This is a genomic window from Kluyvera sp., from assembly GCF_047971185.1.
Lineage (GTDB): Bacteria > Pseudomonadota > Gammaproteobacteria > Enterobacterales > Enterobacteriaceae > Kluyvera.
Genome location: NZ_JBKDZH010000032.1, coordinates 44,761 through 60,715 on the forward strand (window position 1 = coordinate 44,761; position 15,955 = coordinate 60,715).

Here is a 15,955-nt window from a genome sequence, read left to right on the forward strand (position 1 = left end):
CATCGCACCTAAGAGAGGAACTATGAGCCACGCTCAGGACATTTATGCTGGACTTAACCACCAGGAATTCGCCCACTGGAAAGCGGTGGCTCAGGAGGTCGCGGATCGCCTGTACGCCACCCTGCTGGAGCGCGATCGCGCCAATAAACACCCGTTTGAGGAGATTGACTGGCTGCGCCAGAGCGGTCTGCTGAGATTAGCGGTGCCGAAGTCGCTGGGCGGCGGCGGCGCGAATCTGGTTCAGGCGCTGGAAATTGGCCGCATTATCTCGGCGGCCGACGGCTCCCTTGGCCAGTTGATTACCTACCACTATTCCAACGGCGTCTGGAGCTACATTCTCGGCAATCGCGAACAGTGGGAGTTTATCGCCCGCGGCGTGGCGGAGAAAGGCTGGTTCCAGTCGAGCATCAGCAACCCGCGCGACCCGCGTCTGCAGCTGGAATGGGATGGCAGCGACCTGTACGTCACCGGACGCCGCACCTTCGCCACCGGTGCCGCCGTTTCGCAGGTAATGACCATCGCCGTATGGGTGGGCGATGAACTGGTGCAGTATCAGGTCACCGCCGACCAGCCGGGCATTACCTTTAACGACGACTGGGACAACCTCGGCCAGCGCCTGACCGCCAGCGGCACGCTGGAGTTCAACCGCCTGCGCCTGCAGGAGAAAGACCGCCTGACCGGTCTGGAAGAAAAGCCAGAGAGCGCGCTGCTGCGTAACGCCCTGCGTAACCAGTTTAGCCAGCTCATTTTTGTCCACTTCTACCTCGGCATTGCCGAAGGCGCGCTCAAGCAGGCTGCCGCCTACTTCCGCGACACCGTCCGCCCGTGGCCGGAATCCGGCGTCGAGCACGCGCTGGAAGATCCGTACCATCGCCTGAAAGCGGGCGAGCTGGCATCTGACCTCGCCGCCGGGATCGCGCTGGCGGAAAAAACCGCCCACGCCTTCCAGGATGCCTTCCACGCAGGAGACGCTCTGACCGAAGCACAGTGGGGTGAGCTGGCGCTGTTAACCGATCAGGCCAAAGTGATTGCCAACAACGTGGCGCTGAAAATCAGCAACGAAATCTATGAGCTGACCGGCGGGCGATCCACCAGCAATCAATACGGGCTGGACGTTTTCTGGCGCAACGTGCGTACCCACACGCTGCACGACCCGGTGGCCTACCGAACGCGCGAAGTGGGCGACTACGTGCTGAGCGGCAAGCTGCCAACGCCGCGCGTCTACGCGCCGCCGAAACGCTAAGGACGCCGCGATGCCAGAGATTCGGACGCTTCATGATCCCGACGAACTGCTCGCCGCCGCGACGCTGTTCCGCCAGGCGATGTTCGGCCTGCCGGGCGGCGTTACGCCGGTCGATGCGTGGGCTGAACGCTACGTGGTGCCGGGGCGCGTTTACGCCGCCTCGCTCGACGGCCAACTGGCGGGCACCAGCAATAGCTTTCCCGGCGAACTGACGCTGCCGGGCGGCCAGCGCGTGCCACATGCCGCGATTACTCACGTTGGCGTGCTGCCGCACTTCAGCCGTCGCGGCGTGCTGCGGGCGCTCTTCAGCCAACAGTTGGCGGATCTCTATCAGCAGGGCGTCGCCGTCGCCACGCTGCGCGCCTCGCAGGGCACGATTTACGGGCGCTTCGGCTTTGGTATCGCCACCGCGATTCAGGATCTGCGTATCGATAAACGTGAACTGCCGTCGCTGCCTGCGGCGGAAGGCGACATTCGTCTGCTGCCCGCCGCCGACGCCTGGGAAGTGCAGCAAGTCATCGTCGCTCGCTATCCGCACCCTCACGCCGGCACGCTGACCCGCTGGCCGCAGTGGTGGGCGCTTCAGCAGCACCGACTGGCGCACAGCAGCCTCAACCATTATGTGGCGCTGGCGCTGAAGGATGGCGAACCGCAGGGGTTTGTGCGCTATCACGCCAAACCCGACGACAACTGGCTCTACAGCCGCGAGCGCACGCTGGTGGTGGACGATTTGCACGCCGCCGATCCGCAGATTGCCGCGCAGCTGTTTGCTTATCTGCTACAGCTGGATATCGCGCGCTATATCGAACTGCCGCACCGCCCGGTGGATGACCCGCTCCCGCTGCTGCTGGCCAACCCGCGCGCGGTCCAGCAAACGGGGCGCATCGACGAGAGCTGGCTGCGGATCATCAACGTCGAGCAGACGCTTAACGCCCGACGCTACACGAGCGGCGAAGCGGTCACGCTGGCGATTGACGATCCGCTGCTGGCGGAGAACCACGGCGTCTGGCGGCTATCGTCGGACGGCATTCAGCGCAGCGCGAGCCGACCGGATATCACGCTGGGCATCGACGCGCTCGCCATGCTGCTGCTCGGCGAATACACCGCGCAGCAGCTCGCCGCCGCACGCCGCCTTCAACCGCACCATCCACAGGCCGCCGCGCGTTTAATGTGCCTGCTGGCCTGTCATGAACATCCCTGGTCGGGGATCTTCTTCTAACATTTTCTGGAGACTTTTTTGATGCACAGCATTCGTTGGCCCCTGGCGGGCCAGGCCCTTTTCGTCGCCATGCTCACAGGCGTGATGGTTCCGGCATTCGCCGAAGAGGCTGCCCCACAGCCCGGCGGTACCTTAAAAATCGCCTCATTGCAGCCGGACCTCGACGCCTTCGATCCGCTGACCGGCTACTCGGTAGACTCGTGGGAGATTCTGCGCGCGGTCACCCGCCAGCTGGTTACCTACCCCGGATCGCCGCAGAGCCTGAAGGACGACACCACGCTGGTGGGCGATCTGGCAAAATCATGGGACGTCAGCGCCGACGGTAAAACCTATACCTTCCACCTGCGCGACGGCATTCGCTACGCGGGCCCTACCACCCGGCCCATTGTGGCGAAGGACTTCGTCTACGCTATTAAGCGTTTCTGCGACCCCAACAAGCAGGTGGCGGCAGTCAACTACTTCAACCTCGCGTTCTCCGGATTTGCCGACTATTGCCAGGCCTTCAGTAAGGTGGCAACCGGCGACCTGGCTGCCAGCAAAGCGTTCATCGACAGCCATGAGATTGCGGGCGTCAGCGCGCCGGACGATAAAACTCTGGTCCTGCGGTCTGACAGCAAGAACTATGACTTCCTCAATATTTTGTCGATGAACTTTGTCACCCCGCTGCCGGAAGAAGTGGCCTCGCGCTACTTCCCGGACTCGCAGGAGTTCCGCAAAAATTTCCCGTCCAGCGGGCCATACGAAGTCGCCAGCTACGTCAGCGGCCAGAAGCTGCTGCTGACGAAGGTCAAAGACTATAACCACGCGGAAGATCCGGCGCGTAAAGCGTGGGTTGACGCGATCGAGGTGAGCTTTACCGGCAATAACGAAGATAGCGTGATGCAGCGCATTCAGGCGGGGGATGCGGACCTGTCGCTGTACCTCGACGTGCCGCCGCAGGCTGCCGTGCGTCAGTATCTGGTGCAGAAAAGCCCGTATCTGCACGCCGCCAACAGCGGCGCGGCAAACTTTATCGCCATCAACGCCCAGCCGCAGGCCAAAAGCGCGGGTGCCACCGCGCTGCGCGACCTGCGCGTCCGCCAGGCGTTAGCCTACGCGGTGAACAAGGCGCACCTGGTGCAGGCGCAGGGCGGGAAAATAGCCGCCCTGCCGCTGGGGCAGATTATCACCAGCACCCTGCTCGGCCATGAGGCGTTCGATCCTTATGCCACTCCCGATAGCAAAGGCGATGCGGAAAAAGCCAAAGCGCTGTTGAAAGAGGCCGGGCTGGCGGACGGTCTGGCGCTGGATCTGGTCTATCGCGCCAACAACCAGTTCAGCACGCTGGCGGTGATCCTCAAAGAAGATCTGGCGCGCGCGGGAATTCGCCTGAACCTGATCCCGGTGCCGCCGCCGCAGTTTATGGCCTATCTGCAAAGCCCGGAAAACCGTTGGGATCTGGCGCTCGGTCAGACCTCGCCGGACTGGCAGGGCCCGGCGACGCGCATGCTGCTCGGCGGCTGGCTGAACTCCGACGCCTCGCCGTGCGGGCGCGGCAACGTATATGCCATCTGCTATAGCAACCCCAAACTGAACCAGCTGGCGAAACAGGCGTACGGCTCGGATAACCCCGGCCCTATCTGGCAAGAAGCTGACCGCCTGGTCTCCGCCGACCTGCCGTGGATCCCGCTGTTTGAGAAACGCCGCATCGCGGTGACCTCCGAGCGCGTGACCCACTGGACGTGGTCCTCCCTCGCCACGCAGGCCGATATCACCAATATTGCGTTGAAGCCTTAAGGGGGCGTGATGCCATTACTCAATGTACGCGGCTTAACGATTAGCCTTGACCCGCACAGCACGCTGGTTAACGGCGTCAGTTTTCATGTTGAACCGGGTGAAACGCTGGCGGTAGTGGGTGAATCCGGCTCCGGGAAAAGCCTCAGCCTGCTGGCGGTGCTGGGCCTGCTGCCGACGCCGATGCGCGTGCAGGGAGAGATTGTCTTTAACGACCAGCCGCTGCACACCTTCACCACCGAACAGAAGCGTCAGCTGCGCGGCGCGCAGATTGGCTACGTGTCGCAGGATCCGCTCAGCAACCTGCACCCGCTGAAAAGCGTGGGGCGACAGATCGAGGAGGCGATCCTCGCTCACCGCCGCGTGGGGCGTAAAGCCCTGCGCGAGCAGGTGCTGGCGCTGCTGACGGAAGTGGGCATTGCCGATGCCGCCCGCCGCTATCACGAGCGTCCGGCAAAATTCTCCGGCGGCCAGCGCCAGCGGGTGATGATCGCCATCGCCATTGCGCTGAATCCGGCGCTGATTATCGCCGATGAACCCACTACCGCGCTGGATGCCACCGTTCAGGCGTCGATTCTGCGCCTGTTAAAACGGCGCCAGCGCCAGCACGGCTGCGCGCTGGTGATTAGCAGCCATAACCTGCGAGTGGTGGCGGACATCGCCGATCGGATCGTGGTCATGCAGCACGGTCGCGTGGTTGAACAGGGGGCCACGCGCGCCCTGTTCGATGCACCGCAGCACGACTACACCCGCTCGCTGCTGCAGGCGGGCTGGCATCCGCGCGCGCCCTCGCCGTTTAGCCACGGCGACGCGACGCCGCTGCTTGAGGTGCGTCAGGTTTCGCGCCGCTTCGTTAAACCCTCGCTGTTTTTGTCGGGAAAAACCGCCGCGCCGGTACTGAATGACGTGAACTTCCGTCTGCACAAGGGAGAAATCCTGGGGCTGGTCGGCGAGTCCGGCTCGGGGAAAAGCACGCTGGGGCGTATTGTCGTCGGGCTGGACGCCCCGGATAGCGGTACGCTGACGCTGTCAGGCCAGCCGTGGCGGGATCCGGGGAACCATCATCCGGATCGCCATGCGGTGCAAATGGTGTTTCAGGATCCGTACAGCAGCCTGAATCCACGGCGACGTATTGATGACACGCTGGCCCAGCCGCTACAGCTCACCGCCCTGCGCGAACGCGGCCGGCCGCTGTCGCCGACGGCGCTACGGGCGGCGATTGACGATTTGCTGGCGCAGGTGGAACTTCCCGCAGCCACCGCCTCGCGCTATCCGTCGCAGCTCTCCGGCGGCCAGCGTCAACGGGTGGTGATTGCCCGTGCGCTAGCCATGAAACCGAAACTGATTGTCGCCGACGAGGCGGTGTCGGCGCTGGACATCACCACCCAGCACCGCATCATCCAGCTGTTTACCCGTCTGCGCGGCCGCTATGGGCTATCGCTGCTGTTTATTTCCCACGATCTCGACGCCGTGGCGGCGCTGTGCGACCGCGTACTGGTGCTCCAGGCGGGGCAAATTATTGAGCAGGGCAGTACTGAACAGATCTTCCAGCGGCCGCAGCAGGCGTGGACCCGGCAACTGCTGGCGGCTATTCCCGGCGCCGCCTACCGTTTTAGTGAGGAGGTCGGCCATGAGCCAGCCGTTGCTCTCTGAGCCATTAGCCCTCGAGCCGTCGTCGTTCTGGCAACGATTATGGCATGAACCGAGCGCCCGCCGCGGGCTGGTGATTGTCGCGCTGATGGTGCTGGCCGCGCTGGCCGCGCCGCTGGTCGCGGCATGGCTCGGTCACGGTGAAACCGAGCAGTTCCGCGACAGCGCGCTGTCGGATATGGGCATTCCCGTGGGCCCCACGGCGGCGTTCCCGCTGGGTGCGGACGATAATGGTCGCGATGTGCTGGTGCGCACGCTGTACGGCACCCGTATCTCGCTGCTGGTTGCCGTCCCCGCCACCACGCTGGCGATGGTAATCGGCCTGTTCGTCGGGCTGATTGGCGGCTATCGCGGCGGACGCATTGATGCGCTGTGCCAGCAGTCGATCAACCTGGTGCTCTCCTTCCCCTTCGTGGTGACGGCGCTGAGTCTGCTGGCGCTCAACCAGGGCGGCGAGAGCGGGCCGCGCGTCGATCCGCTGTGGGTGGTGATTTTCGTCATTACCTTCTTCTCCTGGGGCTATTTCGCCCGCCTGAGCCGGGGATTGGTGCTGGATATCCGCCAGCAGGAGTTCGTCGCCGCCGCCACGCTGATGGGAGAAAGCCAGTGGCGCATTCTGTGGCGCGATATCATTCCCGGCGTCCTGCCGACGATGGGCATCTACTGGGCCATTCAGCTACCGACCAATATTATCGCCGAGGCCACCCTTTCGTTCCTCGGCGTCGGTATTCCGGCCCCCGCCGCCAGCTTGGGCAATATGATTGCCGACGTCCAGCGTTCGGCGATGTATCAGGTGCAGCCGTGGTTTTTAGCCGCCCCCGCGCTGGCGCTGTTTTTCACCGTACTGGGCTTTAACTGCCTGAGCAGCGGCCTGCGTAACGTCCTGGACCCTCATCTGGAGCGCCGATAGTCATGACTTTTTCTACGCTCGTTAACACCCTGTTGCGTAGCGCCCTGACGCTGCTACTGGTGCTCATTGTCGCCTTTGTGCTCACTCGCATCGCCTATCAGGATCCGGCAGTCATGCTGGCGCCGCGCAACGCCACGCCGGAGGCCATCGCCGCCATCGCCCGGGCGCTGCATCTTAACGATCCCTGGTACCAGCAGTTGCGCTATTTCCTGCTGCGCGGACCGGAGATTCAGGGTGCGCCGGTGGGCCTGCTGCACTGGCCTCCCGCGCTGGGTTACTCGTTCCGCTTCCAGACGCCGGTCACCCAGCTGATTCTGGAAAAAGTGCCGGTGACGTTGTCGCTGGCGCTGGGCGCGCTGGTCATCTGGACGGCGATATCGCTGCTCACCGGCGTGCTGGCCGCGCGCTATCGCGATCGTTTCGTTGACCGCCTGCTGGCGTTCTTCGCCTATATCGCGCTGTCGCTGCCCACCTTCCTGAGCGGTATGCTGATTATCTTTTTCCTGTTTTATCAGCTCTCTTTGCACAACCTTAGCTGGTTTCCGGCAGGCGGCTATGTCGCTCTGCGCGAGGACCCGTGGCAGTGGGCGCGTCATCTTGCGCTGCCGTGGTTAACGCTGGCGCTGGCGGAGATGGGGATTTTCCAGCGCGTGCTGCGCAGCAGTATGCTCGACGTGTTGCACCGGGACTATATCCGCACCGCGCGGGCGAAGGGGGTACGCGAATGGCGAGTCTATTTCGACCACGCGCTGAAGCCCGCGCTTAGCCCCGTACTGATGCTGACCGGCCTCGAGCTGGCGGCGATTATGGGCGGGGCCATTGTCACGGAGAAAATGTTTGGTCTCGACGGCGTCGGGCGGCTGGCGATTGACGCGGCGCTGGACGGCGATTTCCCGGTGGTGATCGGCACCACCGTTTTCGCCGCCTGCGTGTTTATCGTCTGCAATTTGCTGACCGACGTTATTCACCGTCTGTTTTTGCGCAGCCATTAGCGCTTCGCCGCCGCCCCGTGGCCAGCGCGGGGCGGCAAAATCACATCCAAAAGTCCCCGTCTGCTTTCCGTTCGTGCCTTCCTTTTCCCCGCCGCGCATCAAACAATGTCAGGGCATCCGTACCCTATAAAACGTGGAGATAACCATGACAGAACGACAAGCATCCCCGGACTGGCTGGGCCTGCGCGGCCAGGTATTTGCCGTTACCGGCGCGGCGAGCGGTATTGGCGAAGCCATCGCCACCGCGCTGGCGCAGCAAGGCGCCAACGTCGCCCTGCTCGACAGCAACCCGCAGCGCTGCGACGCGGTGCGCCTGAAGCTGGAACACCTGCCGGGTAAACGCGTGGCGGTGGCCTGCGACGTCAGTCGCGAAGAGCAGGTTAAGGAAGCGGCGCTGAGCGTGCGGACGCTGCTCGGACCGTGCGCTGGGCTGGTCAATGCAGCGGGCATTTTACGCCCCGCGGGGCTGGCGGAGATCAGCCTCGAGCAGTGGCAGGCACAGCTCAACGTCAACCTGACCGGCTATCTGCTGTGCGCGCGCGAATTTGCCCACGATATGCGCGCGGCAAAACGCGGCAGCATCGTGCACATCGGTTCGATTTCCGGGCGTATTCCCCAGCCGTGGAGCGGAGCCTATAGCCCCGGCAAAGCCGCCGTCGGCCTGCTGTCGCAGCAGATCGCCGTGGAATGGGGGCAGGATGGTATTCGCAGCAATCTGGTCGCGCCGGGGATGATTGAAACCGCGTTGACCGCCGAGTACTACGCTCAGCCGGGCGTGCGCGAGAGTCGCGAGGCGTTTACCGCCAGCCAGCGCATCGGTAAACCGGAGGATATCGCCAACGCGGTGCTGTTCCTGCTGAGCGAGAAATCGAGCTACATCAACGGGGCGGAGATTGGCGTCGACGGCGGTCTGCCGACCATGCTGATGGGCAAGCTGCCGCGTCCAGGCTTTACCCGTTAGGCAACGAGCCTGCCCGGCTATAGCGCGTGGGCAGGCTCGGCGCAGGCTTGCGTCGGTTTATCGCGGAAATCACGCGGCGAAAAGCCGGTGCTGCGGCGGAAAAAACGCGAAAAATAGGTGGCATCGCTGAAACCAAGATAGTCGGAGATCTGGCTGACGGTCATGCTGGTGTACAGCAGGCTGCGTTTGGCCTCCAGCAGCAGCCGCTGGTGCAGCACGCTGAGTGCGCTACAGCCGTGAAACTCGCGGCACAGGGTATTGAGATGCACCCCGGACATACCAATCTGGCTGGCGTAATGGGCCAGTGGGAAGTGTTCGCGGTAGTGATTTTCCACCAGCTGATTAAAGCGGCGAATCGCGGCGCGTTTGCGCTCCACTTTATCACTCACCGCCGCCGGTAGCGCGGCCTGCCGATTGAGCCACACCATCAGCGCGCTGAGCAGCGAATGCAGCATCATATCGCGCGCTTCATTCTCGGCCTGATACTCCTGCTGTAGCGTCTGAAACAGGGTGTGGACTTGCCCGCCCGCCTCGCCTACCGGCACGCGGAAAGGCCGATTAAGCACCTGTAGCGAGCGGCCAAACTGCTGTTCAAACTGCGCCACCAGCGGCGCGGCCAGCGACAGCGAAAAGCCCTGTGTGCCCGGCGAGAAGCGAAAGCCGTGGACGCACAGCGCCGGGATAATCTGCACGCAGGCCTCGGCGAACGGCTGGCGGACGCCTTCAATTTCAATCTCGCCCTGCCCCTGCTGGACGTAAAGGATCTGGACCAGATCGGTATGCTGATGGGCGCGAATGCTCCAGTCGTAGAGGCTGCTGCGGCTCTGGATCGATTCGCAGTGCAGGAGATCCGGCGTCGGCCAGTGCCAGCTTTCGCCGTAGAGCTTGAACACCGGGATGCTGTTGGTCAGGTTCATGGTGCCTCCGTGAGTGTGATGCGCGGTTTTCCCCTCACCCCGGCCCTCTCCCCAAAGGGGCGAGGGGACAGTTCGGCGCGGTTTGTCTCCCTGCCACCCAACATCCAGGGAAACAGAGCGGCGCGGGTTTTCTCCCTCTCCCTTCCAGGGAGAGGGCCGGGGTGTGGGTTATCGCCGCACTAAACTATTCCGCCCGCGACGGCATCGCCGTCGCGCGAATCAGCCGCGTCTCCTGAGCGACAATATACGGCTCTGACGCTTGCAGATAGGCGGCGAAATCCGGATGCGCGTCGCGCAGCTGGCTGCGACGCTCGTACTCCGCCAGGCTCTCATAGCCCCACAGATGCACAAACTGATTCTGCGGCCCGACGAAGCTGGTGTAAAACCCCAGCGGGTTGCCCAGCGTCTCGCGCAAAACCGGCATCGCCAGGCGGTCGAACACCTCAATAAAGTCGTTCATTTTACGCAGGCGAATGGTGTAAATACGATGGTCAATAATCGGCAGATGGATCATTTGGCCTCCTGCGCACGGTGCGTCGGCCAGCCCAGCGGCCCAAAACGGTCGTACGGTTTTGGCCACGGCGCGCTTTCGCCCAGCGCAATCGCCGCGTGAATCGGCCAGTTGGGGTCGTCAAGCATCCCGCGGCCAATCGCCACCAGATCCGCCCGCCCTTCGCGCACGATCGCCTCCGCCTGTGGCGCTTCATAAACCAGCCCGACGGTAATCACCACCGCCTCCGGCAGCGCCTTTTTCACCGCTTCGGCAAACGGCACCATATAGCCCGGCTGGTCGGCGTTGGGCGTCTGATTATAGATGTTATAGCCGCCGGAAACGTGGAGGTAATCATAGCCCAGCGCGTGCAGTTCGCGGGCAAACTGTACCGCTTCGTCGAGCGACAGCCCGCCGTCGGCAAATTCGCCGCCGTTAAAGCGTACCCCCAGCGGGCGGGTTTTCGGCCACACCTCCCGCAGCGCGCGGGCGACCTGCAAGGGAAAGCGCATACGGTTTTGCGGGCTGCCGCCGTACTCATCCTCGCGCTGGTTGCTAAGCGGCGAGAGGAACTGGTTCAGCAGATAGCCATTCGCCGCGTGCAGTTCGATAAAATCCACCCCGGCGTTCAAAGCCCGCTGTGCGGCGTCAACGAAGCCCTGAGTAATGCGCGCCATTCCGGCTTCGTCCAGCACCTGCGGGACGCGCCAGCCGGGCTTGTAAGCGATAGCCGAAGGCGCCACCGTCGGCCAGCCGCCCTCGTCATCGGCCAGCGAGGCGCCCTGATTGCGCCACGGCGCATTAGTGCCCGCCTTACGCCCGGCGTGGTTGAGCTGGACGCCAATCGGCGTGTTGCTGTAGGTGCGGATATCGGCCAGCAGCGTTTGCAGCGCCTGCGCCTGTTCGCGGTTCCACAGCCCGAGACAGTGCGGCGTAATGCGCCCGTCCGCCGTCACGCCGTTCGCTTCACAAATCACCATCCCGGCCCCGGAGATGGCCAGGCCGCCAATATGCTGCGCGTGCCAGGGGGTGACGATGCCGTCCGCCTGCGCCGAGTATTGCGACATAGGCGGGACAACGATGCGATTGGCCAGCGTCAGCGGGCCGACCTGTAGTGGGCTAAAAAGTGTCGACATAGTGTTCTCCTGATTTATGAGGCTTCGCGGTCCGGCCGCAGCGCCGTTTCACCGCGCGCGGCCATGCTGCGGGCGGCGATATAGCCAAAGGTGGCCGCCGGGCCAAGGGTGATCCCCGCGCCGGGGTAGCTGCCGCCCATCATGCTGGCCATTTCGTTACCGGCGGCATACAGGCCGGGAATCGGCAGCCCCTGGTTATCCAGCACCCGCGCTTCAGCGTCGGTTTTCAGGCCGTGGAAGGTGCCGAGGTCGCCCATATACAGCTTCACGGCATAAAACGGCCCCTGCTCAATGGGGGCGACGCAGGGGTTAGGTTGATGACTGGCGTCGCCGAGATAGCGGTTATAGGCCGACACGCCGCGGCCAAACTGCGAATCTTTGCCCAGGCGGGCATCGGCGTTGTAGTGGCTCACGGTCTCTTCCAGCGCCGCCGTCGGGACGCCCATTTTTTGCGCCAGCTCTGCCAGCGTTTTTCCTTCGACCAGATAGCCGTTTTTCAGATACAGCGAGACGGGGAGCGGCGCGGGTTTGGCAAATCCCATGCCGTACTTGCGCAGCGCGCGGCGGTCGCAGATTTGCCAGGCGAAGGTTTCGTTGTCGTCACGGCAGGTTTCAATCATCGCGATACCGACGTCATGGTAGGAATCCGCTTCGTTGCAAAAGCGCACGCCGTGGCGGTTGATCATGATAAAGCCGGGCTTGTAGCGGTCGACGAGGTGCGGGAAGACATACTCCCGGCGGCCAATCTGCACTTTTGACGCTGGGATCCACGCCGCGCCGTTGGCATAGCTGTCGTCAAAGCGCGCGCCGATCCGCTCGGCCATGGCGATGCCGTCGCCGGTATCGACGCCGGGCGGCGTCGGCGAGAGCTGAATGCCGCCGCGCCGCACGTGCGGGTAGAGTTTTTTCAGCCGCGCGTCATCGCGGGCAAAACCGCCGGATGCCAGCACCACTCCGCGCCGGGCGTACAGCTTAACCCGCTCGCCGTTCAGCTCTACCTCCACGCCGCGCACCACGCCGCGCTCGACGATCAGATCTTTCGCCGCCACCCCGGTGTGAATCGGGATGCCCAGATCCCGCGCCGAACAGGCCAACCGCGCCACCACCGCGTTGCCGCCGTTGGCGGTAATCCCGCGCCCGTAGCGGGCCACCTCCAGCAGATGGCGGCTCAGGCGCTTCACGACGTAGGCGAACGATTTCAGCGAGCGGGTGGCGTTAAAGAAGTGCTTCAGGTCATTGTTCGATGAGCTGAACATCATCCCCATAAAGGTGATGGTACGCAGCGGTTTACGCAGGCGCGGCATCGCGTCGCCCAGCGCGCGGATATCAAACGCCTCGGGCACCACGGAGCGGCCGCGCATCACGCCGCCGGGGGCGTCGGGATGGTAGTCAGGGTATTGATACAGCGTGCAGCGAAAGCGGGTGTTTTCTTCGAAAAAGCGCAGCATTTCCGGGCCGTTTTTCAGGAAGGCATCCACCACCTCCGGGCGAAAACTCTCACCGGCCTCGCTTTGCAGGTAGGTACGCGCCGCCGCCTGGCTGTCGTCGATGCCCTGCTGGCGCGCCAGATGGTTATCGGGGATCCACAGCACGCCGCCGGAAAACGCGGTCGTACCGCCAAAGACCCGGTCTTTTTCAATAACCTGGACGTCCAGCCCATTCAGGCCCGCGGTCACCGCGGCGGATAGCCCGCCAACGCCGCTGCCAATCACCAGCACGTCGCACTCGCGGGCGGGAAGTTCTACAGCCATAGGGTACCTCGCAGATGAAGGATTTTTATTATTTTGCGCATGTTAAAAAAACGTTACATGTGCATTTTTCACAGCTCACAGGGGAAAAAGAAGGCCTCTTTCACACCAAAACCTGCACTTTTCGACAATTGCGAAGAACTGTGTTCTGGCGCAAATTTTTGCCTTCAGCGCTATAGAGAAGCGTCGGTTATCCACCCCGTTCAGATCACAAGATTGACAACACGCCCTTGCGTCGCTGCGCGTTTTATCGCCGAATCAGCGCTTATCTCTGCCACCGGAGCACTGCACCATGACAGGACAAAACCGGCATCATGACCGCTAACGCCGCCCGCAAAACCCTGCCCAGCTATGCGCTTTACGGCGCGCAGGCCGCCGTCGACAGCGTGCACCACGAGCGCATTCCCTCTCGCGCCAGCCGCTTTGGCTTTGAGATTGAGCCGCACTATCACGACGCGCTGATCCAGGTGCTGTACCTGACCCACGGCGGCGGTGAAACCTCGATCGACGGTCAGATCTGGCGGTTCGACGCGCCCTGTCTGATCGTGGTCCCCGCCCGTTCGGTGCACGGCTTTCGCTTCCGTAATGACGTCGACGGCCACGTCATTACCACCGCGCAGTCGGCCATTGAATCCATCGCCATGACCGCCGCCCCCGAACTGCTGACGGTGATCCGCACCCCGGCGGTGCTGACCGTTGACCCACACAGCCGTCGCGGCGGCCCGCTGGAGGCGCTGTTCGACGCCATTGGTCGCGAGGCCGAGCACCCGGAGCGCTGGCAGTACACCGCCGGGCTGGCGCTGACCATCGCGCTACTGGTGCAGATTGCCCGCCAGAGCGAGCAGGCGCGGCTGGCGGGTAACCCTGCCCGCGCCGCCCTCGTCGCGCGCATTGAGCGTTTCCGCCTGCTGCTTGACGAGCGCTGCCGCACCCGCCAGCCGGTCGCCCGCTATGCCGATGCGATGGGCATCTCCGCCGGTCAGCTCACCCGCATCTGTCGCGAGGCGTTCGGCATTTCGGCGATTGAGGCCATCGACCGCCGCGCCGTACACGAAGCCCGTCGGCTGCTGGTTTACTCGACCCTCAGCGTGAAGCAAATTGCCCGCGAGCTGGGCTTTCGCGACGAAGCCTACTTTGGCCGTTTCTTCCGTAAGCAAACCGGACAGCCGCCCACCGAATACCGTCTTCAGGAGCAGGGCCGCCTGTCGCACCGCGCTTAATCCGCCCGTGCGCGCATCTGCACAAACAGATGCTCCGGGCCGGAGTTGGTGAGATTATTGCCGCGCACGTACTGGATGGGACGCGCCGGGTCGAGGCGGATATCGCCCACTTTGCGCGCCACCAGCTTTGCGGCGATCAGCGTTTCGAGCTTCGCCAGCGGCTGGCCAAGGCATTTGTGAATGCCGTTGCCAAAGCCCAGATGGCCGCTGGAATCGCGGTCAATATCGAAGGTTTCGCCATTGGTAAACTTGCGGCTATCGCGGTTCGCTGCCGACAGCAACAGGCGGATCACCGCCCCTTTCGGGATCTCGACGCCCGCCACCGTAGTGGCCTCGGTGGTGATACGGCTGACGCGCTGGACGGTACCGCGATAGCGCGCCACCTCCTCGACGAAACGGTCGGTATCCTCGACGTTGTCGCGCAGGCGCGCCACCAGCTGCGGCTGTTCGGCGAACATGCGGAAGGCGTTAGCCACCAGAATGGTGGTGGTATCGTGCCCGGCGATAAAGACGAATGCGCACAGCTCTTTGGCCTCTTTCTCCGACAGCAGCCCCTCCTTCCACATGCGCGCGATATGGCCGCCAATCGACTGACTGTTGCTGAGATACAGCCGTTCCATCGCCGCTTTCAGGTAGGCGAAAAAGGCCATAGCGCTCTGTTCATCGGTGCCGGTGCCGGGAGCGTTACGCGCCAGACGGCCGAAGTAGCTGAAGGTTTCATCAGACCAGAACTTCATTTTCTCTTCGTCCTCGTTCGGCACGTCGATCAGCGTCGAAATGGTGGCAATGCTCAGCGGAATGGCAAAATCTTCCACCACATCGCCGCCGCCGTTGGCGAGCATCTGGTCAAGGAGCGCCTCGGCGCGGCGTTCAATTTCGGGAATAAACGGCTCTAACGACAGCGGCATAAACGACGGCTGCGCCACTTTGCGCAGACGGGTATGACCCGGGGCGTCGAACAGCGTGAGGAAGGTCAGCGGCGGCGGGCTGACCACCTCCGAGGAGAACAGTTTCGGATTACGGATCGCCTGATACACATCGTCGTAGCGCGAGAGAAACCAGACGTCGGTGGTCGCCGACTGGCAGCGCAGCACCGGCGCGTGTTCGCGCATCCAGCGATAGTGCTCGTACGGGTCGCCCTGAGAGCCATCGTCCACCACCTTGAACGGCTCCAGCCCCGGCGGCCACGCCAGCTCATGGGAGTACGGCGGCAGCGACGGTTGCAGGTCGTGGAACGGGCAGCGCGGCGCTTCCGGCTCCGGCGGCGCGGCAAGCGGTGGCGCGACGGCAGGCGCCGCCTTCAGCGCCAGCGCCCGGCTCATGGTGGTGCGTGAATGCTGCGCGTGCTGGGCCAGCACATCGCGGGCGGCGTTGAGGTCGCCATATTCGAAGGCCGACACCAGATCGCGATGCTGCTGCACGATGTCGCCGACGATCTCCACGCTGGCGGTCAGCGCGCGGTCGATGTAGTCCTGCACCGCGAGCTGGGCGTACAGCGCAATCAATTGAGCGTTGCGGGTGGCCTCAATCAGGAACCGATGGAACGCGTGATTGGCCTCGGCGTAGCGCGCCACGTCGAGGAAGCGCCCCCCGGAGACAAACGTGGCCGTCGCCTCTGCCAGCCGGCGGAAAGCGATGAGCTGTTCGCCAGAGAGACGCCCCATGGTGAGCTGCACCGCGCCCAGCTCCAGCGCCA

Annotated in this window: 13 protein-coding genes; 8 read left to right on the forward strand and 5 right to left on the reverse strand. The window is 63.5% G+C overall.

The window, feature by feature from the left end; genetic code table 11:
• The first annotated feature begins 22 nt into the window (after nucleotides 1-22).
• The 7 genes from ACK5JN_RS07810 to ACK5JN_RS07840 all read left to right on the forward strand — a co-directional run bounded on the left by ACK5JN_RS07810 (nucleotide 23) and on the right by ACK5JN_RS07840 (nucleotide 8,748).
• Nucleotides 23-1,243 (forward strand): acyl-CoA dehydrogenase family protein, encoded by a 1,221-nt coding sequence (locus ACK5JN_RS07810; protein WP_416869633.1) that lies wholly within the window; start codon nucleotides 23-25, stop codon nucleotides 1,241-1,243.
• 10 nt (nucleotides 1,244-1,253) lie between these two features.
• On the forward strand, nucleotides 1,254-2,462 hold the full coding sequence (locus tag ACK5JN_RS07815; protein ID WP_416869634.1) for a GNAT family N-acetyltransferase: 1,209 nt from the start codon (nucleotides 1,254-1,256) through the stop codon (nucleotides 2,460-2,462).
• 21 nt (nucleotides 2,463-2,483) lie between these two features.
• The gene (locus ACK5JN_RS07820) at nucleotides 2,484-4,238 is read left to right on the forward strand and encodes an ABC transporter substrate-binding protein (protein WP_416869635.1); all 1,755 of its coding nucleotides are present in this window, start codon (nucleotides 2,484-2,486) and stop codon (nucleotides 4,236-4,238) included.
• Between the two features lie 9 nt (nucleotides 4,239-4,247).
• On the forward strand, nucleotides 4,248-5,888 hold the full coding sequence (locus ACK5JN_RS07825) for a dipeptide ABC transporter ATP-binding protein (RefSeq protein ID WP_416869636.1): 1,641 nt from the start codon (nucleotides 4,248-4,250) through the stop codon (nucleotides 5,886-5,888).
• Nucleotides 5,866-6,795: an ABC transporter permease gene (locus tag ACK5JN_RS07830; RefSeq protein ID WP_416869637.1), complete on the forward strand. Its 930-nt coding sequence runs from the start codon at nucleotides 5,866-5,868 to the stop codon at nucleotides 6,793-6,795. The genes ACK5JN_RS07825 and ACK5JN_RS07830 overlap by 23 nt, the downstream gene beginning before the upstream one ends.
• A 2-nt stretch (nucleotides 6,796-6,797) precedes the next feature.
• Nucleotides 6,798-7,787, forward strand: coding sequence for an ABC transporter permease (locus ACK5JN_RS07835; protein ID WP_416869638.1), 990 nt, complete (start codon nucleotides 6,798-6,800; stop codon nucleotides 7,785-7,787).
• 145 nt (nucleotides 7,788-7,932) lie between these two features.
• Nucleotides 7,933-8,748 (forward strand): SDR family NAD(P)-dependent oxidoreductase, encoded by an 816-nt coding sequence (locus ACK5JN_RS07840; RefSeq protein WP_416869639.1) that lies wholly within the window; start codon nucleotides 7,933-7,935, stop codon nucleotides 8,746-8,748.
• Nucleotides 8,749-8,765: 17 nt separating this feature from the next.
• Here ACK5JN_RS07840 and ACK5JN_RS07845 read toward each other — a convergent pair whose 3' ends face one another.
• The 4 genes from ACK5JN_RS07845 to ACK5JN_RS07860 all read right to left on the reverse strand — a co-directional run bounded on the left by ACK5JN_RS07845 (nucleotide 8,766) and on the right by ACK5JN_RS07860 (nucleotide 13,042).
• Nucleotides 8,766-9,665: a helix-turn-helix domain-containing protein gene (locus tag ACK5JN_RS07845; RefSeq protein WP_416869640.1), complete on the reverse strand. Its 900-nt coding sequence runs from the start codon at nucleotides 9,663-9,665 to the stop codon at nucleotides 8,766-8,768.
• A 184-nt stretch (nucleotides 9,666-9,849) separates the two neighbouring features.
• Entirely contained in the window at nucleotides 9,850-10,179 is a 330-nt protein-coding gene (locus tag ACK5JN_RS07850) for an NIPSNAP family protein (RefSeq protein WP_416869641.1), read from the reverse strand.
• Nucleotides 10,176-11,291, reverse strand: a complete 1,116-nt coding sequence (locus ACK5JN_RS07855; protein WP_416869642.1) for an NADH:flavin oxidoreductase/NADH oxidase — start codon at nucleotides 11,289-11,291, stop codon at nucleotides 10,176-10,178. The genes ACK5JN_RS07850 and ACK5JN_RS07855 overlap by 4 nt, the downstream gene beginning before the upstream one ends.
• A 14-nt stretch (nucleotides 11,292-11,305) precedes the next feature.
• The gene (locus ACK5JN_RS07860) at nucleotides 11,306-13,042 is read right to left on the reverse strand and encodes an FAD-dependent oxidoreductase (protein ID WP_416869643.1); all 1,737 of its coding nucleotides are present in this window, start codon (nucleotides 13,040-13,042) and stop codon (nucleotides 11,306-11,308) included.
• A 311-nt stretch (nucleotides 13,043-13,353) separates the two neighbouring features.
• Between ACK5JN_RS07860 and ACK5JN_RS07865 the strand changes: the two genes are divergently transcribed.
• Nucleotides 13,354-14,259 (forward strand): helix-turn-helix domain-containing protein, encoded by a 906-nt coding sequence (locus ACK5JN_RS07865; protein ID WP_416869644.1) that lies wholly within the window; start codon nucleotides 13,354-13,356, stop codon nucleotides 14,257-14,259.
• Here the strand turns inward: ACK5JN_RS07865 and ACK5JN_RS07870 are convergent.
• Complete coding sequence (locus tag ACK5JN_RS07870; RefSeq protein ID WP_416869717.1) at nucleotides 14,256-15,923, reverse strand: cytochrome P450; 1,668 nt, start codon at nucleotides 15,921-15,923, stop codon at nucleotides 14,256-14,258. The genes ACK5JN_RS07865 and ACK5JN_RS07870 overlap by 4 nt on opposite strands.
• Between the last annotated feature and the right edge of the window lie 32 nt (nucleotides 15,924-15,955).

Excerpts from the sequence above, each read along its gene's own strand:
- ACK5JN_RS07810 (WP_416869633.1), top strand. The coding sequence starts at position 23 with ATGAGCCACGCTCAGGACATTTATGCTGGACTTAACCACCAGGAATTC.
- ACK5JN_RS07815 (WP_416869634.1), top strand. The coding sequence starts at position 1,254 with ATGCCAGAGATTCGGACGCTTCATGATCCCGACGAACTGCTCGCCGCC.
- ACK5JN_RS07820 (WP_416869635.1), top strand. The coding sequence starts at position 2,484 with ATGCACAGCATTCGTTGGCCCCTGGCGGGCCAGGCCCTTTTCGTCGCC.
- ACK5JN_RS07825 (WP_416869636.1), top strand. The coding sequence starts at position 4,248 with ATGCCATTACTCAATGTACGCGGCTTAACGATTAGCCTTGACCCGCAC.
- ACK5JN_RS07830 (WP_416869637.1), top strand. The coding sequence starts at position 5,866 with ATGAGCCAGCCGTTGCTCTCTGAGCCATTAGCCCTCGAGCCGTCGTCG.
- ACK5JN_RS07835 (WP_416869638.1), top strand. The coding sequence starts at position 6,798 with ATGACTTTTTCTACGCTCGTTAACACCCTGTTGCGTAGCGCCCTGACG.
- ACK5JN_RS07840 (WP_416869639.1), top strand. The coding sequence starts at position 7,933 with ATGACAGAACGACAAGCATCCCCGGACTGGCTGGGCCTGCGCGGCCAG.
- ACK5JN_RS07845 (WP_416869640.1), bottom strand. The coding sequence starts at position 9,665 with ATGAACCTGACCAACAGCATCCCGGTGTTCAAGCTCTACGGCGAAAGC.
- ACK5JN_RS07850 (WP_416869641.1), bottom strand. The coding sequence starts at position 10,179 with ATGATCCATCTGCCGATTATTGACCATCGTATTTACACCATTCGCCTG.
- ACK5JN_RS07855 (WP_416869642.1), bottom strand. The coding sequence starts at position 11,291 with ATGTCGACACTTTTTAGCCCACTACAGGTCGGCCCGCTGACGCTGGCC.
- ACK5JN_RS07860 (WP_416869643.1), bottom strand. The coding sequence starts at position 13,042 with ATGGCTGTAGAACTTCCCGCCCGCGAGTGCGACGTGCTGGTGATTGGC.
- ACK5JN_RS07865 (WP_416869644.1), top strand. The coding sequence starts at position 13,354 with ATGACCGCTAACGCCGCCCGCAAAACCCTGCCCAGCTATGCGCTTTAC.
- ACK5JN_RS07870 (WP_416869717.1), bottom strand. The coding sequence starts at position 15,923 with ATGGGGCGTCTCTCTGGCGAACAGCTCATCGCTTTCCGCCGGCTGGCA.